Origin of the sequence: Komagataeibacter diospyri (assembly GCF_006538165.1) — a bacterium.
Lineage (GTDB): Bacteria > Pseudomonadota > Alphaproteobacteria > Acetobacterales > Acetobacteraceae > Komagataeibacter > Komagataeibacter diospyri.
The window spans coordinates 25672-51795 of record NZ_BDLU01000014.1; the positions used below are offsets into that span (position 1 = coordinate 25672).

The 26124-nt window shown below is 59.1% G+C and carries 23 protein-coding genes; 13 read left to right on the forward strand and 10 right to left on the reverse strand.

Annotated features, from left to right (window positions below):
• Nucleotides 1-116 precede the first annotated feature (116 nt).
• From MSKU9_RS02150 to MSKU9_RS02160, 3 genes are all read left to right on the forward strand, one after another.
• Nucleotides 117-1358, forward strand: a complete 1242-nt coding sequence (locus tag MSKU9_RS02150) for an FAD-dependent oxidoreductase (protein ID WP_193557616.1) — start codon at nt 117-119, stop codon at nt 1356-1358.
• On the forward strand, nt 1358-1810 hold the full coding sequence (locus MSKU9_RS02155) for a c-type cytochrome (protein ID WP_141259713.1): 453 nt from the start codon (nt 1358-1360) through the stop codon (nt 1808-1810). Before MSKU9_RS02150 ends, MSKU9_RS02155 begins: the two co-directional genes overlap by 1 nt.
• Before the next feature lie 289 nt (nt 1811-2099).
• Nucleotides 2100-2330 carry a hypothetical protein gene (locus tag MSKU9_RS02160; RefSeq protein WP_227000523.1) on the forward strand — a complete coding sequence of 77 codons (231 nt, stop codon included), beginning with the start codon at nt 2100-2102 and terminating at the stop codon, nt 2328-2330.
• Between the two features lie 119 nt (nt 2331-2449).
• Here MSKU9_RS02160 and MSKU9_RS02165 read toward each other — a convergent pair whose 3' ends face one another.
• Nucleotides 2450-2755 (reverse strand): hypothetical protein, encoded by a 306-nt coding sequence (locus MSKU9_RS02165; RefSeq protein ID WP_141259715.1) that lies wholly within the window; start codon nt 2753-2755, stop codon nt 2450-2452.
• Between the two features lie 576 nt (nt 2756-3331).
• On the opposite strand from MSKU9_RS02165, the gene MSKU9_RS02170 reads away from it, so the two are divergent.
• The 4 genes from MSKU9_RS02170 to MSKU9_RS02185 all read left to right on the forward strand — a co-directional run bounded on the left by MSKU9_RS02170 (nt 3332) and on the right by MSKU9_RS02185 (nt 7722).
• A complete protein-coding gene (locus MSKU9_RS02170) occupies nt 3332-3946 on the forward strand; it encodes a hypothetical protein (RefSeq protein ID WP_227000525.1) in 615 nt (204 codons plus the stop codon).
• A gap of 119 nt (nt 3947-4065) precedes the next feature.
• Nucleotides 4066-4374 (forward strand): hypothetical protein, encoded by a 309-nt coding sequence (locus MSKU9_RS02175; protein WP_141259717.1) that lies wholly within the window; start codon nt 4066-4068, stop codon nt 4372-4374.
• Between the two features lie 94 nt (nt 4375-4468).
• Nucleotides 4469-4936: a hypothetical protein gene (locus MSKU9_RS02180; RefSeq protein WP_141259718.1), complete on the forward strand. Its 468-nt coding sequence runs from the start codon at nt 4469-4471 to the stop codon at nt 4934-4936.
• A 464-nt stretch (nt 4937-5400) separates the two neighbouring features.
• On the forward strand, nt 5401-7722 hold the full coding sequence (locus tag MSKU9_RS02185) for a mechanosensitive ion channel family protein (RefSeq protein WP_227002341.1): 2322 nt from the start codon (nt 5401-5403) through the stop codon (nt 7720-7722).
• Nucleotides 7723-7967: 245 nt separating this feature from the next.
• On the opposite strand, the gene MSKU9_RS02190 is transcribed toward MSKU9_RS02185, so the two are convergent.
• The 3 genes from MSKU9_RS02190 to MSKU9_RS17835 all read right to left on the reverse strand — a co-directional run bounded on the left by MSKU9_RS02190 (nt 7968) and on the right by MSKU9_RS17835 (nt 11345).
• Nucleotides 7968-9347: an Nramp family divalent metal transporter gene (locus tag MSKU9_RS02190; RefSeq protein WP_141259863.1), complete on the reverse strand. Its 1380-nt coding sequence runs from the start codon at nt 9345-9347 to the stop codon at nt 7968-7970.
• A 517-nt stretch (nt 9348-9864) separates the two neighbouring features.
• Nucleotides 9865-11025, reverse strand: a complete 1161-nt coding sequence (locus tag MSKU9_RS02200) for an acyl-CoA dehydrogenase family protein (RefSeq protein ID WP_141259721.1) — start codon at nt 11023-11025, stop codon at nt 9865-9867.
• Nucleotides 11026-11183: 158 nt separating this feature from the next.
• Complete coding sequence (locus MSKU9_RS17835) at nt 11184-11345, reverse strand: hypothetical protein (RefSeq protein WP_154670658.1); 162 nt, start codon at nt 11343-11345, stop codon at nt 11184-11186.
• 39 nt (nt 11346-11384) lie between these two features.
• Here MSKU9_RS17835 and MSKU9_RS02205 point away from each other — a divergent pair, with 39 nt between their 5' ends.
• The gene (locus MSKU9_RS02205; protein WP_141259722.1) at nt 11385-12431 is read left to right on the forward strand and encodes an aldo/keto reductase; all 1047 of its coding nucleotides are present in this window, start codon (nt 11385-11387) and stop codon (nt 12429-12431) included.
• Between the two features lie 191 nt (nt 12432-12622).
• Entirely contained in the window at nt 12623-13975 is a 1353-nt protein-coding gene (locus MSKU9_RS02210) for a hemolysin family protein (RefSeq protein ID WP_141259723.1), read from the forward strand.
• A 19-nt stretch (nt 13976-13994) separates the two neighbouring features.
• On the opposite strand, the gene MSKU9_RS02215 is transcribed toward MSKU9_RS02210, so the two are convergent.
• Nucleotides 13995-14195 carry a hypothetical protein gene (locus tag MSKU9_RS02215; protein ID WP_141259724.1) on the reverse strand — a complete coding sequence of 67 codons (201 nt, stop codon included), beginning with the start codon at nt 14193-14195 and terminating at the stop codon, nt 13995-13997.
• 312 nt (nt 14196-14507) lie between these two features.
• On the opposite strand from MSKU9_RS02215, the gene MSKU9_RS18450 reads away from it, so the two are divergent.
• Nucleotides 14508-14711, forward strand: coding sequence for a hypothetical protein (locus MSKU9_RS18450; RefSeq protein ID WP_141259725.1), 204 nt, complete (start codon nt 14508-14510; stop codon nt 14709-14711).
• Between the two features lie 211 nt (nt 14712-14922).
• Here the strand turns inward: MSKU9_RS18450 and MSKU9_RS02225 are convergent, their stop codons facing one another.
• Entirely contained in the window at nt 14923-15885 is a 963-nt protein-coding gene (locus tag MSKU9_RS02225; RefSeq protein ID WP_141259726.1) for a hydrogen peroxide-inducible genes activator, read from the reverse strand.
• 144 nt (nt 15886-16029) lie between these two features.
• Between MSKU9_RS02225 and ahpC the strand changes: the two genes are divergently transcribed.
• From ahpC to MSKU9_RS02240, 3 genes are all read left to right on the forward strand, one after another.
• A complete protein-coding gene (gene ahpC / locus MSKU9_RS02230) occupies nt 16030-16593 on the forward strand; it encodes an alkyl hydroperoxide reductase subunit C (protein WP_141259727.1) in 564 nt (187 codons plus the stop codon).
• Between the two features lie 76 nt (nt 16594-16669).
• The gene (ahpF, locus tag MSKU9_RS02235; RefSeq protein WP_141259728.1) at nt 16670-18253 is read left to right on the forward strand and encodes an alkyl hydroperoxide reductase subunit F; all 1584 of its coding nucleotides are present in this window, start codon (nt 16670-16672) and stop codon (nt 18251-18253) included.
• Between the two features lie 273 nt (nt 18254-18526).
• Nucleotides 18527-19918, forward strand: a complete 1392-nt coding sequence (locus MSKU9_RS02240) for an NAD-dependent succinate-semialdehyde dehydrogenase (protein ID WP_141259729.1) — start codon at nt 18527-18529, stop codon at nt 19916-19918.
• Nucleotides 19919-20048: 130 nt separating this feature from the next.
• Here MSKU9_RS02240 and MSKU9_RS02245 read toward each other — a convergent pair whose 3' ends face one another.
• From MSKU9_RS02245 to MSKU9_RS02260, 4 genes are all read right to left on the reverse strand, one after another.
• Nucleotides 20049-21623, reverse strand: coding sequence for a glucoamylase family protein (locus MSKU9_RS02245; RefSeq protein ID WP_141259730.1), 1575 nt, complete (start codon nt 21621-21623; stop codon nt 20049-20051).
• A gap of 276 nt (nt 21624-21899) precedes the next feature.
• Nucleotides 21900-23414, reverse strand: coding sequence for an efflux transporter outer membrane subunit (locus MSKU9_RS02250; protein WP_227002320.1), 1515 nt, complete (start codon nt 23412-23414; stop codon nt 21900-21902).
• A gap of 5 nt (nt 23415-23419) precedes the next feature.
• Nucleotides 23420-24952, reverse strand: coding sequence for an MDR family MFS transporter (locus MSKU9_RS02255; protein WP_141259732.1), 1533 nt, complete (start codon nt 24950-24952; stop codon nt 23420-23422).
• A complete protein-coding gene (locus MSKU9_RS02260) occupies nt 24949-26112 on the reverse strand; it encodes an HlyD family secretion protein (RefSeq protein ID WP_141259733.1) in 1164 nt (387 codons plus the stop codon). The genes MSKU9_RS02255 and MSKU9_RS02260 overlap by 4 nt, the downstream gene beginning before the upstream one ends.
• Nucleotides 26113-26124 lie beyond the last annotated feature (12 nt).

The following is a 26124-nucleotide window of genomic DNA, read 5'->3' on the forward strand; positions in this document are numbered from 1 at the left end:
GAATTTTGTATCCTGTTACGTTTCAGATGCTTGTGCGATGGCACTGGCGTGGACAGATGCAAAAAGGCTGGAACTTGACCGGTTTTGACGACAACCAGAAAATCAGGCGCCTCCGCCTGAAACGAAGGGACCTGTTTGCCGGTTCCCTGGCTTTCGGTGCCGTTGGCGCGCGCGGGATGTGGAACTCCGTCCCTGCCGCCGCAGCAGCCCTGCAGCGCACCGCTGTTGGTGGCACCGTGCCCCGGCTGGTGCCCATGCGCGCCCATGCCGACCAGATTACCGATATCAAGGTCTGCCTGCGCCCGTTCCGTCCCGCCGGTCCCCGGCTGGATGTCGAGCGCGTGGGCGACAAGGTGGTCATCCATAACTATGGCCATGGCGGTAGCGGGTGGTCCCTGTCATGGGGCTCGGCCGATATCGCGGTGGGCAAGGCGGCATCGCTGTCACCCCGGCGGATTGCGGTGGTGGGCTGTGGCGTGATCGGACTGACGTCGGCCCTCAGCGCGCAGCGCGCGGGTTTTGAGGTCACCATCTATACCCGCGACATGCTGCCCCATACCCGTTCGGTCCGCGCCAATGGCAGCTGGACCCCGGATTCACGCATTGCGCTGACCGCCCCCGCCGGGCCGCAATTTGCCGATGTGTGGGAACAGATGGCCCGCTATTCATGGAAAACCTATCGCGATTACCTTGGCCTGCCGGGCAATCCGATTGATTTTCGTGACAACTACACACTGTCCGACACGCCATTTGAAGAAGGCCCCGAACCCGAAGGCCGGACCGGACCGGGGGATTACGCCTCTACCGGGATGCCGCGCGCGACCAGTGAATTCGCCACTTATGGCGACCGGATCAGGGATATCATTCCCGCACCCGAACTGCTGGCCAGTCAGGATAATCCCTTTCCCGTCGCGTATGCACAGCGTGCGCCGATGATGATGTTCAATTTCGGGGCGTACGGGCACCTGCTGCTGTCGGAATTCTATCAGGCGGGCGGCAAGATCGTGATCCGTGAATTCCATACCCCTGCTGACATGAAATCCATAGCGGAACCCGTCATCATTAACTGTCCAGGCTATGCCGCGCGTGACCTGTGGGGGGACAGGACCCTTATTCCCGTGCGGGGGCAGACGGCATGGCTGCCGCCCCAGCCGGATGTGATGTACGGGGTGGAATACAAGGGGGCTGCGGCCCTGTCCAAGAGTGACGGGCTGATGATTCAGGCCGTTGATCTGAACAATGTTGGCGAAATGGAAGGGGTCGGCAACAGCTTCGAGCATGCTGACCGCGCTGAAGCTGAAAAGGCGATTGCGGTGTTTGAAAACCTGTTTGCACGCTTTCCCGCGGGGCGTGGCTGATGCGTGGGTCGGGTTATGCCTGCCGCGCGGGCCTGGGGGCCGGGCTGCTGCTGGCGCTGGTGCAGATCGGGCTGCCTGCGGCCCATGCGGCACAGGCGCGCACCGTATCCTATTACACCACCGAACAGGCGCAGCGGGGGGAGACGACATACCAGCAGTTCTGCGCTGTCTGTCATGGCGCCAGTCTTGCAGGTGCGTTTGACGTACCGCCGCTGAAGGGGCGTTTTGTAACCAACTGGTCCGGTGCCACGCTGGATCGGCTGTTTGACTATATTTCCAAAGCCATGCCGCTGTTTTCTCCCGGTGCGCTTACACCGGCGCAGAATGCTGATCTGGTTGCCTTCATACTGCGTGAAAACGGTGTTCCCGCGGGGCGGACGGAGCTGCCAGCCACGGATGCCGCGCTGAAAACAATGGTGTTTCCCACCATTTCCGCTGACAGGGTAAAATAATCCGGGCATCCCGCAACGTGAGCAGGGAGCGCGTGACGGGATGATCCGTTTAAAGATCGTCTGAAAACAGCTGATCGACAAAAATAAAAGTTTTTGGGTGTCGCCTTTTTTTAAAGGCGGCGTTTTTTTGCAAACTGCCCCTAACTGCGGATCACAGTGTGGGGAGAAAAAGTAATCTTCCCGAACTTATGCTAATATCTGGCGTTGGGTGCATGTGGCAGGCTGCCGCAGCGTCCCACATACCTCGTGACAGTTCCAGTACCCACCATGCAGATGCAGGGAGATGGACATGACGAAGTCAGATTACACCGTGAATAATCAGGAACTTGAGATGCGGGCGATCAGCCTGTGGAACAAGCAGCATCCCGACCGGCCATGGCGGCGGCTGAGCAACCTGCACCGCTATCGCAAGGCCACGCATGCGCTGCAGGGCATTCCGGCCTTTCCTGAAGAACAGGCGCAGTTCCGGTTTCTTGCATCCCATGGCATGGGCCTGTCACAGGGCAGGAACTGCATGTAAGCAGATGGCGGGTGGGGGCATGTCCGTATGCATCCCTATCCGCTGTCCCGGACCATGACGATACGGGGCAGGTACAGTCATGTACCTGCCCTGTTTTTATATGATCAGTGTGGGGAGGGTCATTGCAGGGCGGATGGACTGCGCAGGGTCTGGTGGTTGGTGGACATGCCGGGCTGATCCGGACTTTTATTACCTGCGGGCTGTCTTGTCAGGGGCTGGTCGGGTTGCTGTTGCTGCCGTGCCGGATCGGCCTTTTCCGGCAGAGGTTCCGTCTTGCGGGAATATGGCTGCGCGCGCTCGATCGAGGAAGGTGAATTGCCCCCCGGCTGGCTTACGTTTCTATCCTGTGGGTGCTGCTGCGCCATGGCGGCCGGGGTAACGGTCAACGGCACGCACAGTACGAGTATTGCAGGAAAATATCGCATCGCGTCATATCCCTGAAGATATCTGGATGGATGGGAGGCAAAAAATCACCACCTGCATCCGCTTTCCTGCCCATAGCGTGCAGGCATATGAACAGTTCCAACACGGCGGGCTGTTTTATTGTAATTCTGGAATATTTACAGTCGGTATTTATGTTATTTCATTTTGTTCTGAAATAATTTGAAACCTTCGTGAAGGCAGGATGTTATGCTTGAGGCGGCGCATGGATCATGCGTGCCGTGACGCCGATCAGGTAAATGCCAGAATATGCGTAAGATGTGCATGACGGGAATGCATGTTTGTACGGTCATGACGCATGTAATGACAGGAGTACGCACATGCCGGATGGACTTTCCTCCCACGCGGATTTTTTTGATTCCGATTTCTGCCAGCATAAAAATTTCTGGCAGAAACGTAAGGTTTCCGTCCTGACTGACATGCTGTTTGATATTCACAATACGAAATTTTCCCGACAGGTCAGGCGTATTGCAACACGTCAGCCGATCCGCAAAGTGCTTGTTACTTCCGTGCAGGTTCCCAGACGGGACAGGACGCTTAAAAAAGTATTCAGCCGGTTCATGAATACACGGCATGCCGTTGATTTCGCCCCGGTCCGCATGATGCGTGGCAAGGGAAAGTTCAGTAATATCAATACAGCCCTGTCAAAGGTCAATCTGCCTGACTACGACTGGGTTGTGGTAACGGATGACGATGTAGCCCTGCCACACCGGTTTCTGGATATGTTCATTCCATTATGTGAAATCATGGACCTGAAAATATCACAGCCCGCGCACCGGTACCATTCCTATACATCCTTTACGTTCAATTACAGGAAATGGAACAGTCTTGGCCGTGTGACCCGCTATGTGGAAGATGGTCCCGTTACGGCATTCCACAGGGACGCCATGACCTACCTGTTTCCTTTTCCCGAATTGCGCTGGGCATGGGCGACCGATATCGCATTCTGTGATGAAGCCTACAGGAACAACCATAACGTCGGTATTGTCGATTACACGGCCATTGAACATCTCAAGCCCGCCGGGCAGGATTATCCCGTAAAGGAAGCCAGGGCCGAGGCCCGTGCCTTTCTGGCGCGCAGGTCATTGCGACCCGATCGGCTTGACCTGTTCCGCAATACGGAAATACTGCGCCATATCGGTAATGAATGCCTGACATATGATGTCATGGTGTGAATGGGGCATTCCCCTTGGCATTCCTCCCATACTGGCCGTTTTTGTAAATTCCCTTTATGGCAATCCGTAAGGGATGACCATGTTGCAATGGCATCCGCAGTTTTTGCGAAGGATTGACCATGACCCCATCGCATGATGATGCCCTGTCCGCTACCGAGCAGGCGCAACTGGGTGTCCATATCTGGCATAATGCCTTCTGCGCGGCCCTGCTGGACATGGATGCCGCGCAGCGCAAGGTCCTGCTGGCCCGTCTGGAAAGACTGGGCCAGACGATAGAACAGGGCAAGGATACGCCCAGTCGCGTCAACACCCATGCCGCGCGCAATCATGCCCTGCATCTGGTCCGGCAGGCCGTGAGGGAGGCGGAAAACACAATTCCCCCATTGCGCGTGCCCCAATGGTGTCGGGATGTCCCTGATTGTGACTGATCGTGCATAAGCGTCTTTTCCATGCTGCTGATTGCCTGCCGGGTGCAACTGGCCCAGTCTGGCATTGTAATCATGATGGAAAAGAGGATTTGACGTGATTGACCATGACCTGCAGGAGACGATGCTTCGCCGCATGGCCGACAATGGCGGGACGGCCAATCTGGTGCCCGGACACGATGCGGATGCCGGGCGCTACGCCCGAAACCTGCTTGATCTGGAATTGCAGGGACTGAGCAAGGGCGGTGTCAGCATTACCGGAAACGGATTGCGGATCACGGGAAACAGCACCCTGACCAACGCAGGGCGGGCCTATCTGGATCGGCCGGATGACATGCATGTGGTGCTGGATGGTTCCGATACCGTAAAGGCACTGCACCAGCGTATAGCAGATGATCCCGGCCTGTCGGATACGGAACGGCGTGACCTTGCCCGTTCGCTTGATGATATGCATCCGCTGTCGTTGAAAGCCTTCGGTCAGGAACTACTGGAACGTGCGGTCACGCATGGCTCGGATACCGTATTGCTGCTGAAAAAACATACAACCCCGAAGGATAGGCCGTAAGGCCCATCACTGCGCGTATCGGCGCATGGACGCCGGGCTGTTCCGTTGAATGGTGCAGTAACGGACGGTCCGCATGGGGAAGAATTCATGCCAAAACCAAATATGAGAAAAAATGTATATAAAATTAATACATAAGTCTTATTTCAATAAAAATTAATAATGACAAATAAAAAATGGCTGCCAAAAGTAAATTACAAAAAGGTAGCCAGTTTCTTGCATATCAGATCGGCTTCCGCGTCTCTGCGCTTTTAGGGTCATTTCTGCAATAACGCAGGGTGGCTGCCTGAAATGGTCAATGATCGTGCCATGTTTACCATGGCGGGCATCCATAATCAGGCCGTCGGGACGGAAGGGAAACAATGCGGCACTTAACCGATACCTGCCAACGCGGCGGCACAGGCCATTCCCTGCTGGCGCTCTGGCGGGTTGCCGTGCTGGGGATTGTCGCAACGTGCCTGCTGTCCATGCCCGGACGCGGTCATGCCGCCGATACGGATGCGGCGCAGGGCATGAGCCGTGAACAGGCGCAGCAGGTGCTGGCGGTCATGAACGACCCGGCGAAACGTACCGAATTCACCAATACCCTGTCGGCCATTGCATCCCAGATTCCTGTTGCTCCCGCGGCACCAGCCGCCGCCGTCAAAACCGCCACGGATACCCTGTCGGTCGAACCCGACACGCTGGGCAGCGATCTGGTTCAGGATATGGAAACCCTGCGTAGCCGTCTGATCGTGCAGGCCCGGCATTTTGTTGCCCTGTTTGGTGATCTGGTGTTCGTGGTGCACTGGACCCATACCATTTTTGCCGATCCGCAATCGCGGATGATCCTGTTTGATGCCATGGGGCGGGCGACATTGATCCTGCTGCTGGCTCTGGCGGCGGAACATGGTTTTTCGCTGCTGTTGCGCAAGCCACTGCTGAAGGTTACCGAACGCGCGGTCGCAACCGAACGCCGCCTGAACCTGCCTGATGCCACGGTTGCCCCGACGCCCCCAGCAGCGATAGGGGCGACAGCACAGGACACGGACGACGCGCAGACCCGGCAGGGCGACATGCAGGCCCAGCACGCAACACTGCGTCTGCTGGCCCGTGTGCCGTATTCGCTTATGCACCTGCTGATCAAGCTGCTGCCGGTGGGGCTGTTTTTCGCACTGGGGACCTGTTTTGCGTACCTGCTGACCACCACGCATCAGGCCATGCTGGTCACGCTTACGCTGACGAATGCCTATGTGGTGGCCCGCGTGGTCTATTTGCTGATGGAAACGCTGTTCGTGCCGCATTCGCCCGCCATCCGGCTGTGCAGCGCCAGCGACCAGACGGCCTTCATGGTCACGCACTGGCTCAACTTCCTTGTCGCCGCACCGTCGGTGGTAGTGTGCCTGTCCACGCTGGGGGGCGTGTTTGACATGCCCGCGCGCGGGACGGAGGCAATCATCCGTTCCGTCGTGCTGATTGAACATGTGCTTGTCGCCATCTTCACGTGGCGGGTGCGCATGCATGTCGCACTGGCCCTTCAGCCGCCCGCACGCCTGCGCACGCAGCCATTTTGGATGTTCCTGGGGCGGCTGGTCTATCTGTGGTGGGTGCCGGCCATGTTCTTCAACTTTGCATTATGGCTGATCTGGGCAACCCATATCCAGGGTGGTTATGCATGGATCATCCGTACCGTCATCCTGACAACGGCTGTCGTCATCCTGTCGCGGGTACTGTCGGTGCTGATCTTCAACCTGCAGAACCGGCTGTTCCATGTCTCCCCCGCGATGGAGGCGCGTTATCCCGGTCTGCAGGCGCGAGTGAATTATTATTACCCGGTTTCGCGCAAAATCCTGTCGTTCCTCATGTTTTTTGCATCCGCCATGCTTTTCCTGCAGGCGCTGGGGCTGCCTGCCATCCATTTCCTGTTCCATGGCAGGCTGGGGCCGAAGATCATTGGCGCAATGCTGTCCGTGCTTGTCGCCTATACGGTCGCCATCATCATATGGGAAGCGGCCAATGCCGCATTGCAGGGACAGATCGCCCGTTTTGAAAACTCATCCCAGACCGGGCGGGCCAGCCGTTTGCGTACGGTTCTGCCCATTATCAAGACGGTGCTGCTGGCGCTGATCATCATTATTGTGGCGGTCACCACCCTGTCCCAGATCGGGATCAATGTTGCCCCGCTGCTGACCGGCGCGGGGATTATGGGTGCGGCCATAGCCTTTGGTGCACAGAGCCTGGTGAAGGATTTCATCACCGGCTTCTTCATGCTGGTGGAAAATGCCATTCAGGTGGGGGACTGGGTGACCGCAGGCGGCGTGTCTGGAACGGTCGAACACCTGTCGATCCGGACCCTGCGGCTGCGTTCGGTCAATGGCGACCTGCATATCATTCCGTTTTCGGAAGTGTCATCCATTGCCAATACATCGCGTGATTACAACCTTGTCGTGGTTGATTTCATGATCGATCTCAGCCAGGACACGAAGCAGCTTTGCGCGATCCTGCATGAAGAACTGGAACTGATGCGCAGGACACCCCGTTACGGGCACCTCATCATGTCCGAATTCGCCTTTTTGGGTATTGAACAGGCGGATGGGAATGGTGCGCGGTTCCTTGGTTCGGTCCGCACCATGCCGGGCGCCAAATGGACAGTCTATCGTGAATATTATGCCCGTCTGGCCGTGCGGATGAACAGTGAAGGCATCAGGTTCCCGGTTCCCAGCTTCCTCAATCTTGTGGACAATGGTCCAGGGCCGGATGGCCTGAAGGTGACGGCGACCGTGCCCCCCACGACAGTGCCACATGCCTGAGCCTGTGCAGGATCTGCCATTTTCTCACCCGCTGCATAATAATGCGCGGCAGGGCCGGTAAGGTGTGGGTGGATAGAGATGCTGAGTGTCCTGACAATGCATGCTTCCATGCGGCGTCAGCTCCTGCTCCTGAATGAGACAGCAGTTTTCTGGTAAAGCTTTTTTTTAAAAAGTTTCAAAGAACGCCGTCTTTTTTGAAGAAAAGATGCTCCTAAGAATTTTTATTATTTTTTATCAATGAGCTGTCACAATGTGAGAACCGTATCGTAAAGCAGCTTGAAATTCAGCACCAGGATAATGGCAGCCACCAGCCACGACAACAGGGCGAATGGGCGGGATATAACGAATTCCTCCATTTTCCGCCGGTCGGATACGAACATCACCAGTGGAATTACAGCAAAGGGTAATTGCAGCGACAGAATTACCTGACTGGCCAGTAGCAGTTGCCCCACACCCCTGTCCCCATAAATGGCCGTGACAATCACAACCGGGATAATGGCCAGCCCACGTGTCAGCAGCCGTCGCGCCCAATGGGGAATGCGCAGCCGCAGGAACCCTTCCATGATGATCTGGCCGGCCAGTGTGCCGGTAATGGTTGAATTGGTGCCCGCTGCCAGCAGGGCCACCGCAAACAGGGTGGAAGCAATGCCCAGTCCCAGTATGGGGGACAGAAGGCGGTAGGCGTCCTCCAGTTCCGCGATATCCCGGTGGCCGGTGGTGTGGAAGGCGGCAGCAGCCACAATCAGGATGGCAGCATTGATGAACAGCGCCAGCATGAGGGCAAGCGTGCTGTCCCATGTTGCCCAGCGTATGGCGTCCTGCCGTCCGGGCACGGTGCGGGGAAAGGCACGCGTCTGTACGATGGCGGAATGCAGGTAAAGGTTATGCGGCATCACCGTCGCCCCGATAATGCCAATGGCGATATACAGCATCTGGCTGTTGGTCACGATCCGGGAAGAGGGCAGGAACCCCTTCAGTAACGCCGTGATGGGGGGCTGTGCCGCCACGACCTGAACGGCAAAGCATAGTGCTATGATACTGAGCAGCCCGATTATGAAGGCCTCAAGGTAACGGAAGCCCCGGTTCATCAGGAATAGCACCAGAAAGGCATCCAGCACCGAAATCATGGCGCCTGCCAGCAGGGGTATGCCGAACAGCAGTTGCAGTGCAACTGCCGTGCCGATGACTTCCGCCAGGTCACACGCGATGATGGCCAGTTCACAGGCCAGCCACAGAACGATGTTTACAACCGGCGGAAAATGATCGCGGCATGCCTGCGCCAGGTCACGCCCGGTGGCGATACCAAGTCGCGCCGACAGCGATTGCAGCAGAATCGCCATGAAGTTCGACAGCCCAATGACTGCCAGCAGCGTATAACCGAACTGCGCCCCACCCTGAAGGTCGGTAGCCCAGTTGCCGGGGTCCATATACCCGACCGAAACCATATAACCTGGCCCCACGAACGCCATGAACCGCCGCAGCCATGATGCCCCGGCACCTGGCACCCGTACGCTGGCAAAGGCTTCGGGCAGGCTGTTGGTTTCAGCTTCCCCCGGGCGGGCGAAACGCCATGCTGCGGTAGGGGAGGGTGGCGAAACGGGCGGTATTGGTGGCGTCATGGGCATACTCAATCGTACCCCTCATGAATATGCAATATGCTATATTACATTGCATAAGGAAATTTTATCAGCCGCAACCATGACACTGCAGGTGTAATATATGAAGTAAAAAATTATAAATATATGAATGAACATAAATCGTGTCTGTTTCGTGATGAAGCTATATTGAAATGCAGAAGCGATCAGGGGCTTTAACGTGCCGTATATCGATCGGATGCATGGTAAACCAGAAATTACAATCACCAGTCCCCCAGACTGGCACGGAGAAGCCAAGCTCCGCGCCCGTGGTCCTGGAATTGTAGCCCGACGCATCCTGCATGGCAGTGATAATTCGGATCAAAAGTAATGTTCATGAAGTTTTGAAAGAAATATTAGAGATTACTGACTGAAAAATTATTTGTAAGTATATTTATTTCCGCGAACCATCCGACAGTTTATAACGACTCTAGGTTCAGGACTCATGGCCCGAACATGACGGTTGCTGCGAGGCAGATGGCTGAGAAAGAAGACGGTCGGGCATTTGTCATTCCGCCGGGGTCAGGGCTACCCTGCCTGCCGCAGCCAGCGCCACGTCGCCCTGCGGGGAATGGATGCGCGCGCACAGGACGTTGCGAAAATGGCGTTCCAGCGGGTTATCCTCACTCAATGCCGGATTGCCGATTGCGGCAACGCCCAGTTCAACGGCCCTGATGGCGTTTTCCGTCATGACATATTTGGCCAGATTGGCTTCGGTGCCAGGATAATCCCCGTTGTCAGCCCGGTTGAGGGCAACATCCATTATGCTTCGGTTTGTCATCAGCAGCGCGTCAATCTGCCCCAGAAGCGTATGGAACCGGGGCAGGGTGGCAAGCGGTTTGCCCAGCGCCGTCGGCACGCGTGCATGCAGGAAGGAAACCAGCCAGTCCCGTGCTGCGCGGGCGACACCGTCATATAAGGCTGCAATGGCCAGTGCATGGCCGATAACCAGCGCCCCGTCATTGCCTGGCCATTGTTCAGGCACCCGCAGGTCAACCAGAGCCGCTTCAGGCAGTTCAACATTTTCAAATACGAAGGTATGGCTGCCCGTCGCGCGCATGCCCATCTGGTGCCAGCTTCGTTCAATACGTATACCCGGAGCATGCAGGTCAACCAGAACCTGTCCCACCCGTGGCCGGGCTTCGTCCGTTACAACCCATACCGTGCCCCAGCGCAGGGCGGTCGATCCGGTGGAATAGATTTTCCGCCCGTTCAGCATAATCTTGCCTGCATCGCGTGTAATGCGTGTCGCGGGTAGGCCGCCGCGCGAAGGGGTACCCAGTTCAGGCTCAACCCGCAGCGCGTTGATCAGTGCCCCATCTCGCAGGGCAGTTTCAATCACCTGCCGTCGCGTGATTTCGGGCCAGCGGAAATTTTCTGCAATCAGCATATGCTGCAGGAAATGCATGGCCATGATCAGCGCGGTGGTGGGATCGCCGATGGCCAGTCGGCCAACCACATCCACCACCTGCCGCAGGCCGCCGCCCTGTCCCCCATCCGTGCGTGCAATGGTCAGGCCAGGCAGCCCTGCCGCGCGGCATTCATCAAGGTTTTCGGTGGCGATTTCACCAGACCGGTCATGGGTGGCCGCACGGGTGGCAAAACGCGCCGCCAGTTCGTTCAGTGTCTGTCGGGTTACCGGAATGGCAGTGGCGGGGGATGAACCCATGGTTCAGATATCCTTGCTGCGGTTATCCATGACGGACCGGACCTCAACAACTTCATCATCATGTATCGATCCGTGCAACCCATGGTCACGGCCCGGCCACGCACGCGTCGGATAGCTGCCTGCATAATAACGATAAATAATGTGCATTTACAAAAATATCATTCTGCGCGGTTGAAATGATCGGCCATCATGCTACCGTCCGCCATGTTTTTCCTGTTGCCCTTGATCCTGTCACGGATGCGGGGCGCAAGGAAGGCGTGCGGTCGTGCCGTATGGGCATGATGACCGCCATGACTGTCCAGACCCCGGTTACGCGTCATCAGGCGTGCCGGTCCCTTTTTCAACCAGCAGGGTTTCAGATGAAGCAACGTGAACTTGGGCGTACCGGTATCAAGGTTAGCGAAATCTGTCTTGGCACAATGACATTCGGCCAGCAGAATACGGAAGCCGAGGGGTATGCCCAGCTTGACATGGCCGTGGCGAACGGCATCAATTTCATTGATACGGCCGAACTGTATTCCATCCCCCCGCGCGCGGAAACCCATGGTGCGACCGAGCGGATCATCGGGAGCTGGCTCAAGGCCCGTGGCGGGCGTGAGCGTCTGGTTATCGCCAGCAAGGTGGTCGGGCGCGGCACATCGCCGTGGTTCCGCCCCGGGGGGGAGGAAACGCGCCTGACCCCGAAACAGATCCGTTACGCGCTGGACGGCTCATTGCGTCGGCTGGGCACGGATTACATCGACCTGTATCAGCTGCACTGGCCTGACCGGAAGGTCGGCCTGTTCGGGGCGGGCGGCAATACTTTCACCACCCTGTCCGACGCCGACGAGGTACCGATTGCCGAAACGCTGGGCGTGCTGGGTGACCTTGTGAAAGAAGGCAAGATACGCCATGTCGGCCTGTCGAACGAGACCGCATGGGGCCTGTCGCAATATCTGGCCGAAGCCCGCAATGGCGCACCGCGTGTGGTATCCATCCAGAACGCCTATAATCTGATCAACCGCACGTTTGAAATCGGGCTGGCTGAAATGTCGCTGCGTGAAGGCGTGGGCCTGCTGGCCTATTCACCGCTGGCGCAGGGGTACCTGACCGGCAAATATCTGGACGGCGCACGACCAGCCGGCGCGCGCACGACCCTGTTCAACCGTGGTCAGCGCTATGAAAAACCGGGCGTGGATGACGCCGTTCGTGCCTATATCCAGCTTGCACATGAATACGGGATCGATCCTGTGCAACTGGCTATCGCCTTTGTCACGTCGCGTCCGTTCGTGACTTCCAACATCATCGGGGCCACCAGCACGGACCAGCTTGAGGCCATTTTGGGGGCGGAAAACGTGGCCATCCCCCCGGAACTGGAGGAACGAATCAACGCCATCCACCAGGTTCATTCCAACCCGGCGCCCTGACGGGACGCATCATGGCGCGCGCTCCCGGACCGGGGCCGTGTCGCCATGGTTATCCCCTGCGCCGGGACAGTCGGGCAGTATCCCTTTATCAACAATCCGTAATGTAATTTAAGTAAAAAACGATTTCACCTGATTAAACATATCTGTACGGGTTTATAAAATTACATGCTATATTGCGTGGCCGTCATTTTATGGGTGTTCCGGTGGTTTTGTTTTTCTCTGGCCTGATCGCGCTTGTCCTTCTGGTCGCACTTAATATCTTCATTTCACTTTCTGAAATATCCTTTGCCGCCGCACGTGATGCACGCCTGCGTTCGCGCGCGGAAGCAGGCGATGAACGGGCCACCGCGTTCCTGAAACTGCGGCGCAACAGCGGGCAGGTCATAACCGTCCTGCAGATATGCCTTAACGGCGTGGGTGTGCTGGGCGGCATGATCAGTTCGGAAATGATCGCGCCGTCCGTCACTCATGGACTGATGGGCTGGGGTCTGCCGACCTCGACCGCGGAAACGCTGGCCTCGGTCTTCGGGTTCATGCTGGTGACGGGGCTGTTCGTGCTGTTTGCCGACCTGCTGCCCAAACGTGTGGCCATGAACGCGCCAGACAAGATCGCGCTGGCCGTGGGCTGGTTTCCGGCTCTGGCATTGAAGCTGCTCTATCCCATTGTCTGGGTGTTTTCCAAGATGTCAGACACCATCCTGCGTGCCCTGAAGATCCCGGCGGCATCGGCCGTCGAGCCGGTTACGCCAGAGGATCTGCGTGCCATCCTGGCTGCTGGCACGGCATCGGGCGTGCTGCTGGAACAGGAACACCAGATGATCCAGAACGTGCTGGGCCTGCAGGACCGTTCAATCACGTCTGCCATGACCCCGCGTGATGAAATCGTGTTCCTCGACCTGCAGGAAACCATAGAGGAACAGAAGACCAAGGTCCGCGCCAAGCCCTATTCACGCTATCCGCTGTGCAATGGCGGCCTGGATAATGTTGTGGGGTCCATCCGCGCGGAAGACGTGCTGGCGGCCGTGGTGGACCGCGACCCGACCCAGCCACCCGCCACGGGACCGCAGGGCGCGCTGCCCGGCGGCAACGCGATCTTTCAGGTGCGGCGCGATGTCCTGTCTGTGCCCGAGACGATCAACCTGTGGGATACGCTGGCGCAGTTCGACACACATGGCGCAGGTTTCGCGCTGGTGGTGAACGAATACGGGCTGGTCGTGGGGCTGATTACCTTCAAGGACATCATGGGGGCGTTGATGGGTGGGCTTGCCAACCCGTTCGAGGAACAGCTGATCGTGCGCCGTGATGCCAATTCATGGCTGATTGACGGTGCTGCCTCCATAGGGGACGTGCGCCGTGAACTGGAGGCTGCCGATCTGGATGAAGCCGGGCCATTCGACACCATTGGCGGTTTTGTCATGCACCGCCTGCGCCGCATGGCACGCAAGGCCGACCGCGTGGATACGCTGGGTTTCCGTTTCGAGGTGGTTGATGTGGAAGGTTTCCGCATCAACCAGCTGCTGGTCACCCGGCTGACCGGGAAATGACCGTACGGACCGTTCGGGGTTACGGCCCACGCATGCCGCCCCCGCCACCCATGTAGGGACCGCCGTAGCCGCGTCCGGGGCTGCCATATCCATTGCCATAGCCACCACGATGGTAACCGTCATATCCACCGCGGTGATGATGGTGATAATGGCCATCATGGCATCCTGCTACGGACAGGCCGATAGCCAGGGCAATGAACAACCTGATGGGACGTGTCATGGGAACCTCCTGTAATGCCGTGACAACGCCATGGCGGTGCAAAGGTTTGGTGATTATGGCCCGAATCCCCAATACATGCTAACGGCGGCGTTTGCGGACTATCTGGTTGTGCATGACACGGACTTTTTTCCCGATGGGCTGCAACCTGGTCTGATGCTTCCCTGCGCGTCATGCAGACTGGCTGTTTCCTGCATGCTTTGCGCCTGCAGGGCTGGATTAATGGGGGACGCACCGGTGCCGAACAGGTCAGGCGCCGGTGGCCGTGGCGCGTGGAATGCTTCCAGCCCTTTTCGCGCATGTGCAGGCAGTTCCGTGCCGAGCCGCGTCCTGCCCTGTCCCGCCCTGCTCGTAATGATCTGGATCGATACGTTCTGTCGTGTGTCCTCCATCCACTGGCGCAGCGCATCAAGCCGTGCGGCGTGCCCCTGGAACGGGATGTCATGGCTGTCGCCGGGATACAGGATCTGGGTCAGTGATCGTCTGCTGCCGCCTGCCTCCGCCGGGGCGGGGGTCTGACAGGCTGCAAGATTTTACTGAATGGGTGACGTGTTCCGCAGGTTCTTGCCCATTACAGATTCTTTTCAGGATTGCATTCCGGGTTCCGGATGCATGCATGTGGTGAGTAGGGTTCATTACCTGACTGCACACATGGATGAAAAGCGCAGCAAGGATGGTTTCCTGTCTAACGCCTCATGGTCGTGGAAAATACCAGCCAGGCATGCCACGGTCACGCGGACCGGATGTGCGCCGCGTGCGGTGGGGACGGGACATCGACCGGTGTGCAGCTTTCGGGCGGGTTTTCGCGCAGGAAGCGGGCAAATTCCTCAAATGCAGGGCCTCGCGGGTCGGATGCACGCCATACAAGCCCGATCGTGCGGCTTGCGGATGGCAGGGCGGTCACGCTTATCAGCCCGTCCCATTCGCCCCGGTGACGCAGCGCCAGGCGGGGGATCAGGGAATATCCTTCCCCCGCGCCAATCATGTGCCACAGCATTTCAAGGCTGGTGGCCAGGCGTGGCTGGTCGCGCTGTGGCGGCATGCCACATAATGCCAGCGCCTGGTCACGCAGACAGTGTCCGTCTTCCAGCAGCAGAAGGTCCGGTCCCTTCAGGTCGGGCATCGCCAGCGTCTTGCGTCGCGCCAGCGGGTGGGTGGCGGGAAAGGCGGCAAGAAATGGTTCGCGGAACAGGGGGGCGCAATGAAATCCCTCCCCACTTACCGGCAGGGCGGCGAACACCACGTCCAGTTCATCATGGCGCAGCATTCGCAGCATTGTATCCGTCAGGCTGTCGGTCAGTTGCAGTTTCAGTTGCGGATAGGCCCGCCGAAGCAAAGGCAGCAGGTCGGGCACGTAATAGGGGCCAAGCGTTGCAATGATCCCCACGCGCACCACCCCATCCAGCGGACCAGTGCGCGTGCGCGCGGCCTCGATCATGGCGCGGGCGGCGGCCAGCACGTCGCGTCCCATCGCGATCAGGCGCGCGCCATCCGGCGTAACCGTCACATGGCGGCGCGTGCGTTCGAACAGCACGACACCCAGCAGGGATTCAAGCTTGCGCACCTGTTCCGACAGACCGCCCTGACTTACGCCACAGCGTTCCGCCGCGCGGGAGAAGTTGCGCAGGTCATCCACCGCCACCACATATTCGATGTCGCGCAGCGACAGGCCGGAAAGGGGAATATAATTCATATCTATAGATAGGACCGATTTCGGTATGTTTGTAAAAAGGTTTTTCCGATTACACCCATTGACAGAAACGGTTTCTCCCCATTTCGTGTTTGTGGGACAGATACCCCGTCAATAACTGACAAGCCAAAGCAAGGAGCATTCCGCATGGCACGCATCAATTCGTCTCTGAAGCCGTTCGAAACAGACGCCTTCCACAACGGAAAGTTCATCAAGGTGAGCGATGCCGACGTGAAGGGCAAATGGTCCGTCTTCTTCTTCTACCCGGCAGATTTCACCTTCGTCTGCCCGACGGAGCTGGAAGACCTGGCTGATAATTATGAGACGTTCCAGAAGCTGGGCGTGGAAATCTATTCGGTTTCGACCGACAAGCATTTCACCCACAAGGCATGGCACGACACGTCGCCGGCCATCAGCAAGATCAAGTTCGTCATGCTGGGTGACCCGACCGCCCACATCGCACGCAATTTTGATGTGTATATCGAGGAAGCGGGCGTGGCCGATCGCGGCACCTTCCTGATCGATCCGGAAGGCCGGATCCAGTACATCGAAATCACCGCAGGCAGCGTCGGCCGCAGTGCCGCCGAACTGATCGCCAAGATCGAGGCCGCGCAGTACGTCGCCTCCCACCCCGGTGAAGTGTGCCCGGCGAAGTGGAAGGAAGGCAGCGCTACGCTGACCCCGTCGCTGGATCTCGTTGGCAAGATCTGACGCAAGTGGTCATGGTCCGGCCCCACGGGGCCGGACCATCCACGCCACCTTTTCCCAAAGAGCGGAGTCCATTCCCATGTTGCAAGATCCCATCAAGACGCAGCTCAAGGGGTATCTGGCCAGCCTTGCGCACCCGATCGTGCTGGAGGCCAGCCTGAATGACACCCCCAAATCGCGTGAGATGCATGAACTCCTGCATGAGGTCGCCGCCCTTTCGGACAAGGTGCAGGTGTCCGAGACAGGACAGGCCTCCCGGCGTCCCAGCTTCCTCATCCACCGCGATGGCGCGAAAACGGGGGTGATGTTCGCAGCTATCCCGCTGGGGCATGAATTCACGTCATTCGTGCTGGCGATGCTGCAGGTCGGTGGCCATGCGCCAAAGATCCCCGATGACGTGGCGGCCCGGATACGCGCCCTGCCGGGACCATACAATTTCGAAACCTACGTGGCCCTGTCGTGCCAGAACTGCCCCGATGTGGTGCAGGCGCTCAATGCCATGTGCGTGCTGAACCCCAATATCCATAACGTCACGATAGACGGGGCGCTGTTCCCGGACGAAGTCGCAGCCCGCAACATCATGTCCGTGCCGCAGGTTTACCTCAATGGTGAACTGTTCGAGACGGGACGTATGGAAATTGAGCAGATCCTGGCGAAGCTGGATGCCGACGCCCCCCGGCAGGCCGCAGAAAAGCTGAAGGATATTGCGCCGTTTGATGTCCTGATTATCGGGGAAGGGCCTGCTGGCGCATCGGCCGCGGTCTATGCTGCGCGCAAGGGGCTGCGCACGGGACTGCTGGGCGACCGCTTTGGCGGGCAGGTCATGGATACCGCAGGCATCGAGAATTTCATCTCCATCCCCGAAACCGATGGCCCGAAACTGGCTGCCGCACTGGAAGCCCATGTCCGGCAGTATGATGTGGAAATCATTCCCGGCCAGCGCGCCAAGGAACTGTTTCCCGCGACACAGCCCGGCGGCCTGCATGGCGTGGTGCTGGAAAACGGTGCGGTCCTGCATTCCCGCACGGTCATACTGGCCACTGGAGCGCACTGGCGGCACCTTGGCGTGCCGGGTGAGGAGGAATACCGCAACAGGGGCGTTGCCTACTGTCCGCATTGCGATGGCCCCTTTTACAAGGGCAAGCGGGTCGCCGTGGCTGGCGGCGGCAATAGCGGGGTGGAAGCAGCCATCGACCTTGCGGGCATCGTCGCCCACGTGACGCTGCTGCAGCGTGGGTCACACCTGAAGGCGGACAAGGTCCTGCGGGACAAGCTGCACACGCTGCCCAATATCACGGTCCTGACCGAGGCCCTGACCACGCGGATCGAAGGTAATGGCCGCAACGTGACGGGACTTACCTATCGCGGTGGCGATGGCGCAGATCATCATATCGACCTGGAAGGGGTATTCGTGCAGATCGGCCTGCTGCCCAATACGGGCTGGCTGAAGGGCACGCTGAAACTGAACGACTTTGGGGAAATCATGGTCAATGACCATGGTGCGACCTCGATCCCCGGAGTGTTTGCCGCAGGCGATGCGACGACCACGCCCTACAAGCAGATTGTCATTGCCGTGGGTGACGGGGCGAAGGCCGCGCTATCCGCCTTTGATTACCTGATCCGCGTGCCCGCGCCAGCAGCGGAACAGCTGGTTACGGCCTGATTGCCGACCGGTCTGCTGTAATAAGTAAAGTAATAAAGGTCTCTGGGTGCCGCCTTTTTTCAAAAAGGCGGCATTCCTTGAGTCTTGAAAAAGCTTCACCAAAAACTTCTTTATGGTTTGGTGGATACCGGCATGTGCGAATGCCACGCAACCCGGACGCCTTCGTGCCGTTCTGCACGCACAGGCGGCATGAAGGTGGCGTTGGCCGATCAAGACGCAACGCCGCAGCATGGACCACGCCTGTTGCCCCAAGATCCGGATGGAGACAGGCCAATGGCGTACAAGACAGTCAATCCGTATACCAATGAAACCATTGCAACATTCCCAGACCTGACGGATGCGGAACTGGCGCAGAAGCTGGACCGCGCCCATGCGACCTACAGGGAATGGTCGAAACTGCCATTTGACAGGCGCGCGGCCATCGTGGGAAAGGCTGCCGACCTGCTGCGCACGCAGAAAGATAAATATGCCCGCCTGCTGACGTTGGAAATGGGCAAGCTGTATCGGGAAAGCCTGGCGGAAGTCGAACTGTCCGCCGATATCCTGCAATATTATGCCGATAATGCCGAAACCTTCCTGGCGCCACAGAAGCTGAAGGAAAAAAGCGGGCGCGGGGACCAGGCCATGGTGGTCAGCCAGCCGCTGGGCATCCTGTTTGCGATCGAGCCGTGGAATTTCCCCTATTATCAGCTTGCCCGCGTGGTGGGGCCACAGTTCATGGCGGGCAATGTGGTCGTGGTGAAGCATGCGTCCAACGTGCCGCAGGCCGCCGCTGCCTTTGAACAGCTGTTCCGTGACGCCGGTGCGCCGGAAGGGCTATATACCAACCTGTATGCCACCCGCGACCAGTTGGGCAAGATCATTGCCGATGACCGCGTGATTGGCGTCGCGCTGACCGGGAGCGAGGGGGCGGGCGCCATCGTGGCGTCGCAGGCCGGCAAGGCGCTGAAGAAGACCACCATGGAACTGGGTGGCAGTGACGCCTTCATCGTGCTGGAAGATGCCGACCTTGAAAAATCCGTGAAATGGGCGGTCTGGGGACGCATGAACAATGGCGGCCAGTGCTGTGTCGCGGCCAAGCGTATCATTGTGGCCGAACCGATTGCCGATGCCTTTCTGGACCGGTTTGCGACCGAATTGGGCAAACTGGTTCCCGGTGACCCGATGGATGAAAAAAGCGGCGTGCCGCCACTGTCATCACAGGGCGCTGCCGACCAGTTGAATGAACAGGTGGAACTGGCCGTTAAGAATGGTGCAAAGGTCATGCGTGTCGGCCCCACGCCACCCAACAGGGGCGCGTTCGTGCAGACCAGCATCCTGACCGATATAGCGCCTGATAATCCGGTTTTTCATCAGGAACTGTTCGGCCCGGTCGCCATGTTCTTCCGTGTGCGCGATGAGGATGAGGCCATAGCCCTGGCCAATGACAACCCGTACGGGCTGGGCGGTTCGGTGTTTACGTCCGATACGGCGCGCGGCATCCGGGTGGCTGAACAGATCGAGACGGGCATGGTTTATGTCAATCATCCCACATGGACGACATCAGACCTGCCCTTTGGCGGGGTCAAGCGGTCAGGCTTCGGGCGTGAACTGTCATCCATGGGCATACAGGAATTCGTCAACAAGAAGCTGATTGACGTCGTGCCGATCGATGCTGGCCCGTAAAACCTGTCGAAAGAAGTTTTTGGGTGAAGCTTTTTTTCAAAAAGCTTCGTGAAACGCCGCCTTTCTGAAAAAAGGCGGCACCCGGAAACTGTTTATTTTCTGAACAGTCTTTCAGGCAGTCAAAAACACACTACGACGGGTTGGCCGGGGCCACCGGTCCCCGTGTGGCATCACCGGTCGGTGCCGCCGTGGGGGATTGCGGGGCAAGTTGCGAAGTCCGTGTATCGGGCCGGGCCACCTTCGCGGCGGCGGTCGGGGTCGGTAGCCATCCCCCTTCAAATCCCGCGCGTTCCAGCCCCGCGCGGATATAGGGGTTGCGCTTCATCACGTTCCACACCAATCCGCTGCGCCAGTTTTCGATCATGAGCAGGATCGGCCCCTGATCGATGCCCAGATATTCCCGATCGGTCCAGAAGGTCTGCCCGTTGCGGAAACTGGGGTTGAACGCATCGACAAAACCGTACTGGCCATAAATATTCTGCCCGTAGCGGTTTTTCATGTTCTGCAGTGTCGGCAGCACGATTTCAGGCGCGAACGCAATGGACCCGGCTGCGGCGGTGGGGGCTACGGTGCCGTCATCCTGCGTATAGTCGCGGCCAGCGCCACGGGCGGAATAGGACAGGAAATGCCGTGACTGCCCATCAATCTGCCGGGTCACGTCACCGGGACCGTCACAGGCGGTCAGGCCCCACATCGTGGCACTGTAATCCTGCCACTTGCCGGGGTTGGCAATGGCATAGGCCCGCTGGGCATAGACGGCGCGGCGGCTGTTTTCAAAGTAATCGATCTGTTTTTCACGCGCCCATGCATCCTGCACGCCACGAAAATCAATCCACGCATGGGTGTACTGGTGGCCGAACAGGGGGGCGAAGTTCAGGAAGGTCTGGCCATAATAATCGCCCCAGCGCTGGTTGTTGGTCGCCAGCCACGCCTGCCACGATACGGGCGCCAGCGCATGGGTGGGGGAACCAAGGCCGAGGATATAGGCCATCATCCCTTCGCTGTAGCCTTCCCAGTAGCTGGGGATGAAGCCATGTTCGGGACTCCATCCCATGCTCAGCCGGTTATCGGGGCGTGTCATCCACTGCCAGTTGACGCGTTTGTACAACTGGTCCGCCAGGGTGCGGATCTCGGCTTCGCGTGGCGTCTGGCGGTCATAGAAGGACTGGACGAACAGCACGCCCTGCATCAGCAGTGCCGTGTCGATGCTGGACAGTTCGATATCGTGGCTGAAGCGCAGCCCCGTCCCCCGGTTTAGGAAATGGTAGTAAAACCCCTGATACCCCATCGCCCCGTCCGCCGTGTCGTTCTGCGGTCCGTCCAGAAGATAGTGCAGGGTGGCCAGCGTCCGTGTCGCGGCCTGCGTACGGGTGACATAACCCCGGCTGGCCCCGATGCCATAGGCCGTCAGCCCAAAGCCGATGGAGGCCACGCTGCTTAACGTCTGCGGTGATGGATAACGGTCAGGCACCAGCCCCGTTTTTGGATCCCCCGCATCCCAGAACCAGCGGAAGGTCCGATGTTCCAGATCATCGACAAGGGCATTATCCGCCACGCTGGCGGCTATATGGGGAACGGATGGGGTAGAGATCGCGTTGGCTGCAACACCATCCACGGCATATGCGGACAGGCCAGGCGAGGATAGGGCAAGGATCAGGGCTGACAGGAAGGCACGCGCGTGTCTTCCCCTTGGTCCAGAATGCAAGACTCAGTCTCCCGCCCGTGGCCGTCCAACCCTTATGAATTCAGATCGGGATTGTGGCAATATCCACGCAGGCGTCAGTGGGCGGAAGTTTCATTGCGAAGTGTAACTTTTATCTATGCAACAAAGACTGTCTGAAAATAAATCATTGATAAATAAAAATAAAAGTTTTCGGGTGCCGCCTTTTTTCAAAAAGGCGGCGTTTTCAAAAGTTTCCTCATGATTGCAGGATGTTCCGGATCCGACTTTCCAGACATCCTTTAAAACCCGCGCGCGTGTTTAACGCTCCGCCGTCCGGACCGCCGCAGGCGGCGGGGCAGGTGATTCCCAGCCAAGGCCAAGCGCTTTCTGCACGGCAATGTAGTCATTGGTCATGCTGGCCTGCGCCTGTGCCTGTTCCTGTTCAATCTGGACGCGCTGACGTTCCACATCCAGCGCGTCAATGACCGACAGGGTGCCCGCGCGCTGGCGCTGCCGGGCCAGTGCCCATGACCGGTCCGACGCCCCGCGTGCTTCCTGCAGTTTCAGCACATACTGGCGCTGGTGGCCAAAGCGGGACAGCGCGCCTTCCGCATCCTGCAGCGCGGACAGGACAACGCCCTGATAATGCGCAAGGGCCGCGTCACGCCCGCCCCTGGCCTCGCCCACGCGTGAATTGGTGCGGGCGAAGTTCAGGATGCTCCATTCCAGCGTCGGCCCGCCCATGTAGGAAAAGCTGTCACCCGAAAAGAAACGCTGCCCGTTGGCGGCGGTAAAGCCAACCGTGCCGAACAGGCTGATCTTGGGAAAATACTGTCCAATGGCCTGACCGATCTGGGCATTGTTGGCGGCAATGTCACGTTCGGCCACGCGGATGTCGGGACGCCTGCGCAACAGGTCGGCGGGATTGCCCACGGGAACCACTGCGGGTGGCAGGGGAATGGGTTCAGGTGGGGACAGTTGCGCATCAAGCTGTCCCGCCTCGCGCCCGGTCAGGGTGGCCAGCGCGTCCATATACCCGGCCTGCTGCGCCTGCATCGGGGCAATGGCGGCCTGCACCTGTGACAGCTGGCCCGAGAAGCGTTCCACATCTTCCTGCGACGCGGTGCCCTGCATCCGGCGTTGGCGGGTCAGGTCCAGCATGTTCTGTTCGATTTCAATGGTCCGCTGCATAAGCGCAAGCCGGTGCTGCACCCCGCGCAGGCTGACGTAATTGCGCCCTACATCCGCTGCCAGCCGGACACGGGTATCAGCCAGCTGCGCCATCTGGGCCTCGCTTTGCGCACGTGCGCCCTCATAGCCACGCCGGTTGCCGCCAAAGGGGTCGATTTCCCAGCTGGCGTCAAAACCCGCGCCATAGGAATCCGACTTGATGGCAGGTGGCAGCGACATGGTGTCAGGCTGTCCGCTGCCGCCAAGAACAGACGTGATATCGCCCGTAGGCAGGCGCGTACGGTCCCAGAACGCGGCCATGCCGCCACCGGGGAAGAACCCGGCAAAGCGTTCACGCTGGGTCGCGCGGGCGGTGTGCAGTCGTGCTGCCGCCTGTTTCATGTCAGGGCTGTTGCGTAGTGCCGTGGTGACAAGGTCGGTCAGCACCGGGTCATTCAATCCTTCCCACCAGTGCGACAGCGGGGCCTGCGCCGTGGTCAGCGCGGGATCGGCCCGGTGGAAACCGGCCGCGTGTTCCGCCACGGGGGCGACATGCGGCGGTCCCTTGTAATCGGGGCCTACGGAACAGGCCGCAAGCGTCATGCTCAGGGCAATGCCGGACGTGGCGCGCCATGCGGGACGAAAGGGGGAAAAGGGGGTCATGTCTGTCATCCCGCCGTCATGCCAGCGTCTTTGGGCATTGGCCTGATAAGGAATACGAGGGGCATCATCACCAGCAGGGCGATGCCGAATATCCAGAACAGATCGCCATAGGTCATTACGGTCGCCTGTCGGGTAATCAGCGCGCTGAGACGCGCCAGACCGTAGTGCTGTACGAATTCCTGCCCCAGTGGGGAATTGGCGGTGACCGTTTCCTCGATGCGGGCGGTATGCAGGTCCATCCGGCGATCATGCAGTGTCGCTACCGCGGCCAGCCCGAATGACCCGCCAAGGTTTCGCGCGGCATTGAACAGGCCGGACGCATCTTCCGCATACTGTATGGGCACCGCACTGGTCGCAGCCTGATTAAGGAACAGCAGCGAAAAGAACTGCGCAAAGCCACGCACTACCTGCGACCAGAAAAAATGCGGCCCCGCGCTGTCCGGTGACAGATGCGCGTTCATGAAGCAGCTGACCACATACAAAAACATGCCAAACGCGATGGCCAGGCGGATATCTAGCTTGCGCACCAGAATGGGAAATACCGCCAGCATCAGCAGGGTGGGAATGCCGCTTATGGCGGCAACGATACCCGACTGTTCGGAATTGTAGTCGGGGACGGCGGCCAGGAACTGCGGGATCAGGTACAGGATGCCATACAGCGCGCCACCCACCCCGAGGCTGAGGACAAACACCCCGAAAAAGCTTTTCTGCAGCAGGATTTTCAGGTGAATGACCGGCTGGCGCGAGCGGAACTGCCCGATCACCAGCAGGGCCATGCCAATGACGGACATGATGCTGAGTTCACGGATCATGTCGGATTCAAACCAGCGTTCGCGCTGCCCTTCCTCCAGCACGACTGTCAGGCCACCCAGCCCCAGTATCAGCCCCGCCAGTCCGTAATAATCGGTATTGCGGAATTCGCCCCAGTCAATTTTACCCGCGGGCAGGCCGACAAACAGCAGGATGCCCAGCCCGATGCTGATGGGCAGGTTGAGGAAGAAGGCGTAATGCCAGCTCAGGTTTTCCGTCAGCCATCCGCCAATGACCGGACCGATCACCGGGCCAAGGACGGCGGTCATGCCAAACAGCGCGATACCCACTGGACGCTGGGCTGGCGGCAGGCGCGTGGCCACGATGGTCATGGCGGTGGGGATCATGGCCCCACCGGTAAAACCCTGTCCCACACGGCCGATAATCATGTGCATGAGATTGGGTGACAGCCCGCACCACATGGAAAAGATGGTGAACAGCACCGCTGCGATCAACAGGAAATTGCGCAGCTTGAATATGCGCTCGAACCATCCGGCCAGAGGGATCATGACGATTTCGGCCACAAGATATGCCGTGGTGACCCACGTGCCCTCACTGCTGGATGCCCCGATTTCGCCCTGGATGGTGGGCAGGGCCGAATTGACGATGGAAGTATCCAGCGTCGCCATCAGCGCGCCAATGGTACCCGCCGCCACCGCCAGCCACGCCGCCGCATCCGCTTTCTGCGGAACGGCGGGGCTGTTATCGTCTGTTGGCTGCGTGCTCACGACCCACCGCCGGTGGGGGCCGGATCACTGACCGGGACGGACGTATCGACCGCCGCCGTAACCGACAGGCCAGGGATCAATATCACGCGTTGTGCCGCATCGGGCTGGATATGGATGCGTACCGGCACGCGCTGGACTACCTTGGTGAAATTGCCGGTTGCGTTGTCGGGCGGCAGCAGGGCGAACTGTGCGCCCGTGCCCGGCGCGAAGCTTTCGACCGTACCGTGTATCGTCTCACCGCCCAGCGCGTCGACCGATACCCGGACCGGCTGGCCTGCGCGCATGCGGCGGATCTGCGTTTCCTTGAAATTGGCCACCAGATAGATGTCCTGCACCGGCACGATGGTCATCATATGCGTGCCAACGGCAGCATACTGTCCCACACGTGCGCTGCGGTCGCCCACGCGTCCGTCCACTGCGGCGCGGATTGTGGTGGCGTCCAGATCCACCTGCGCGGAACGCTGCTGGGCGATGGCCTGTTCAATACGGGCCTGTGCCTGCAGGATTTCGGCACGGAAGGTGGCGATCTGAAGCTGTGCCGATTTCAGGGCGGCGGTGGCCTGCGACAGTTGGGCATGGGCCTGTGCGCTGCTGTTGCGCAACTGGTCATAATGTTCATTTGTTTCGGCCCCCGTTGCGGCCAGCGCGCGGTAACGGGCAACCTGCCGGTCGGCAAAATCAACCTGCGCCTGCGCTGCATCGCGCCGGGCCTGTGCCTGTGCAATTTCGGCGTCCTGCGCGTCGATCTGGGCCCTGGTCTGGATGATCGCGGCATTGCCCTGATCGGCCAGCGCACGGGCCTGTTCAAAGCGGGCGCGGGGATCACGTTCATCCATGCGCACCAGAACCTGCCCCTTCGTCACCGCCTGGTTTTCGGCCACCAGAACCTGATCGACAAAGCCCGCCACACGGGTGGACACCGTGACCTGATCGGCCTGCAGGTACGCGTCATTGGTGGACTGGATGAACCGTCCATGCGTCCACCAGTGGATCAGCCATGCCACGAACGCTATCACGGCAATGCCCGCGATACACGCCACAACCAGCCTGCGTATGGCGGCCTTGCGCGGGTCAGCAGGTTTTTTCGTATCGGACTGTGGCGCGCCGGACGGGGCGGGCTGGCCTGAGGGGGACGGGTCGGTTGGTGAAGTATCAGGCATGCGCCACCATAT

What these genes read in the sequence shown, in the direction of transcription:
- MSKU9_RS02200 (WP_141259721.1), bottom strand. Translation starts at nt 11,025, where the DNA reads ATGGGTTCATCCCCCGCCACTGCCATTCCGGTAACCCGACAGACACTG.
- MSKU9_RS02205 (WP_141259722.1), top strand. Translation starts at nt 11,385, where the DNA reads ATGAAGCAACGTGAACTTGGGCGTACCGGTATCAAGGTTAGCGAAATC.
- MSKU9_RS02240 (WP_141259729.1), top strand. Translation starts at nt 18,527, where the DNA reads ATGGCGTACAAGACAGTCAATCCGTATACCAATGAAACCATTGCAACA.
- MSKU9_RS02210 (WP_141259723.1), top strand. Translation starts at nt 12,623, where the DNA reads ATGGGTGTTCCGGTGGTTTTGTTTTTCTCTGGCCTGATCGCGCTTGTC.
- ahpF (WP_141259728.1), top strand. Translation starts at nt 16,670, where the DNA reads ATGTTGCAAGATCCCATCAAGACGCAGCTCAAGGGGTATCTGGCCAGC.
- MSKU9_RS02215 (WP_141259724.1), bottom strand. Translation starts at nt 14,195, where the DNA reads ATGACACGTCCCATCAGGTTGTTCATTGCCCTGGCTATCGGCCTGTCC.
- MSKU9_RS02160 (WP_227000523.1), top strand. Translation starts at nt 2,100, where the DNA reads ATGACGAAGTCAGATTACACCGTGAATAATCAGGAACTTGAGATGCGG.
- MSKU9_RS02170 (WP_227000525.1), top strand. Translation starts at nt 3,332, where the DNA reads ATGAATACACGGCATGCCGTTGATTTCGCCCCGGTCCGCATGATGCGT.
- MSKU9_RS02165 (WP_141259715.1), bottom strand. Translation starts at nt 2,755, where the DNA reads ATGCGATATTTTCCTGCAATACTCGTACTGTGCGTGCCGTTGACCGTT.
- MSKU9_RS02155 (WP_141259713.1), top strand. Translation starts at nt 1,358, where the DNA reads ATGCGTGGGTCGGGTTATGCCTGCCGCGCGGGCCTGGGGGCCGGGCTG.
- MSKU9_RS02175 (WP_141259717.1), top strand. Translation starts at nt 4,066, where the DNA reads ATGACCCCATCGCATGATGATGCCCTGTCCGCTACCGAGCAGGCGCAA.
- MSKU9_RS02250 (WP_227002320.1), bottom strand. Translation starts at nt 23,414, where the DNA reads ATGACCCCCTTTTCCCCCTTTCGTCCCGCATGGCGCGCCACGTCCGGC.
- ahpC (WP_141259727.1), top strand. Translation starts at nt 16,030, where the DNA reads ATGGCACGCATCAATTCGTCTCTGAAGCCGTTCGAAACAGACGCCTTC.
- MSKU9_RS02225 (WP_141259726.1), bottom strand. Translation starts at nt 15,885, where the DNA reads ATGAATTATATTCCCCTTTCCGGCCTGTCGCTGCGCGACATCGAATAT.
- MSKU9_RS02185 (WP_227002341.1), top strand. Translation starts at nt 5,401, where the DNA reads ATGCCCGGACGCGGTCATGCCGCCGATACGGATGCGGCGCAGGGCATG.
- MSKU9_RS02190 (WP_141259863.1), bottom strand. Translation starts at nt 9,347, where the DNA reads ATGCCCATGACGCCACCAATACCGCCCGTTTCGCCACCCTCCCCTACC.
- MSKU9_RS02260 (WP_141259733.1), bottom strand. Translation starts at nt 26,112, where the DNA reads ATGCCTGATACTTCACCAACCGACCCGTCCCCCTCAGGCCAGCCCGCC.
- MSKU9_RS17835 (WP_154670658.1), bottom strand. Translation starts at nt 11,345, where the DNA reads ATGACGCGTAACCGGGGTCTGGACAGTCATGGCGGTCATCATGCCCAT.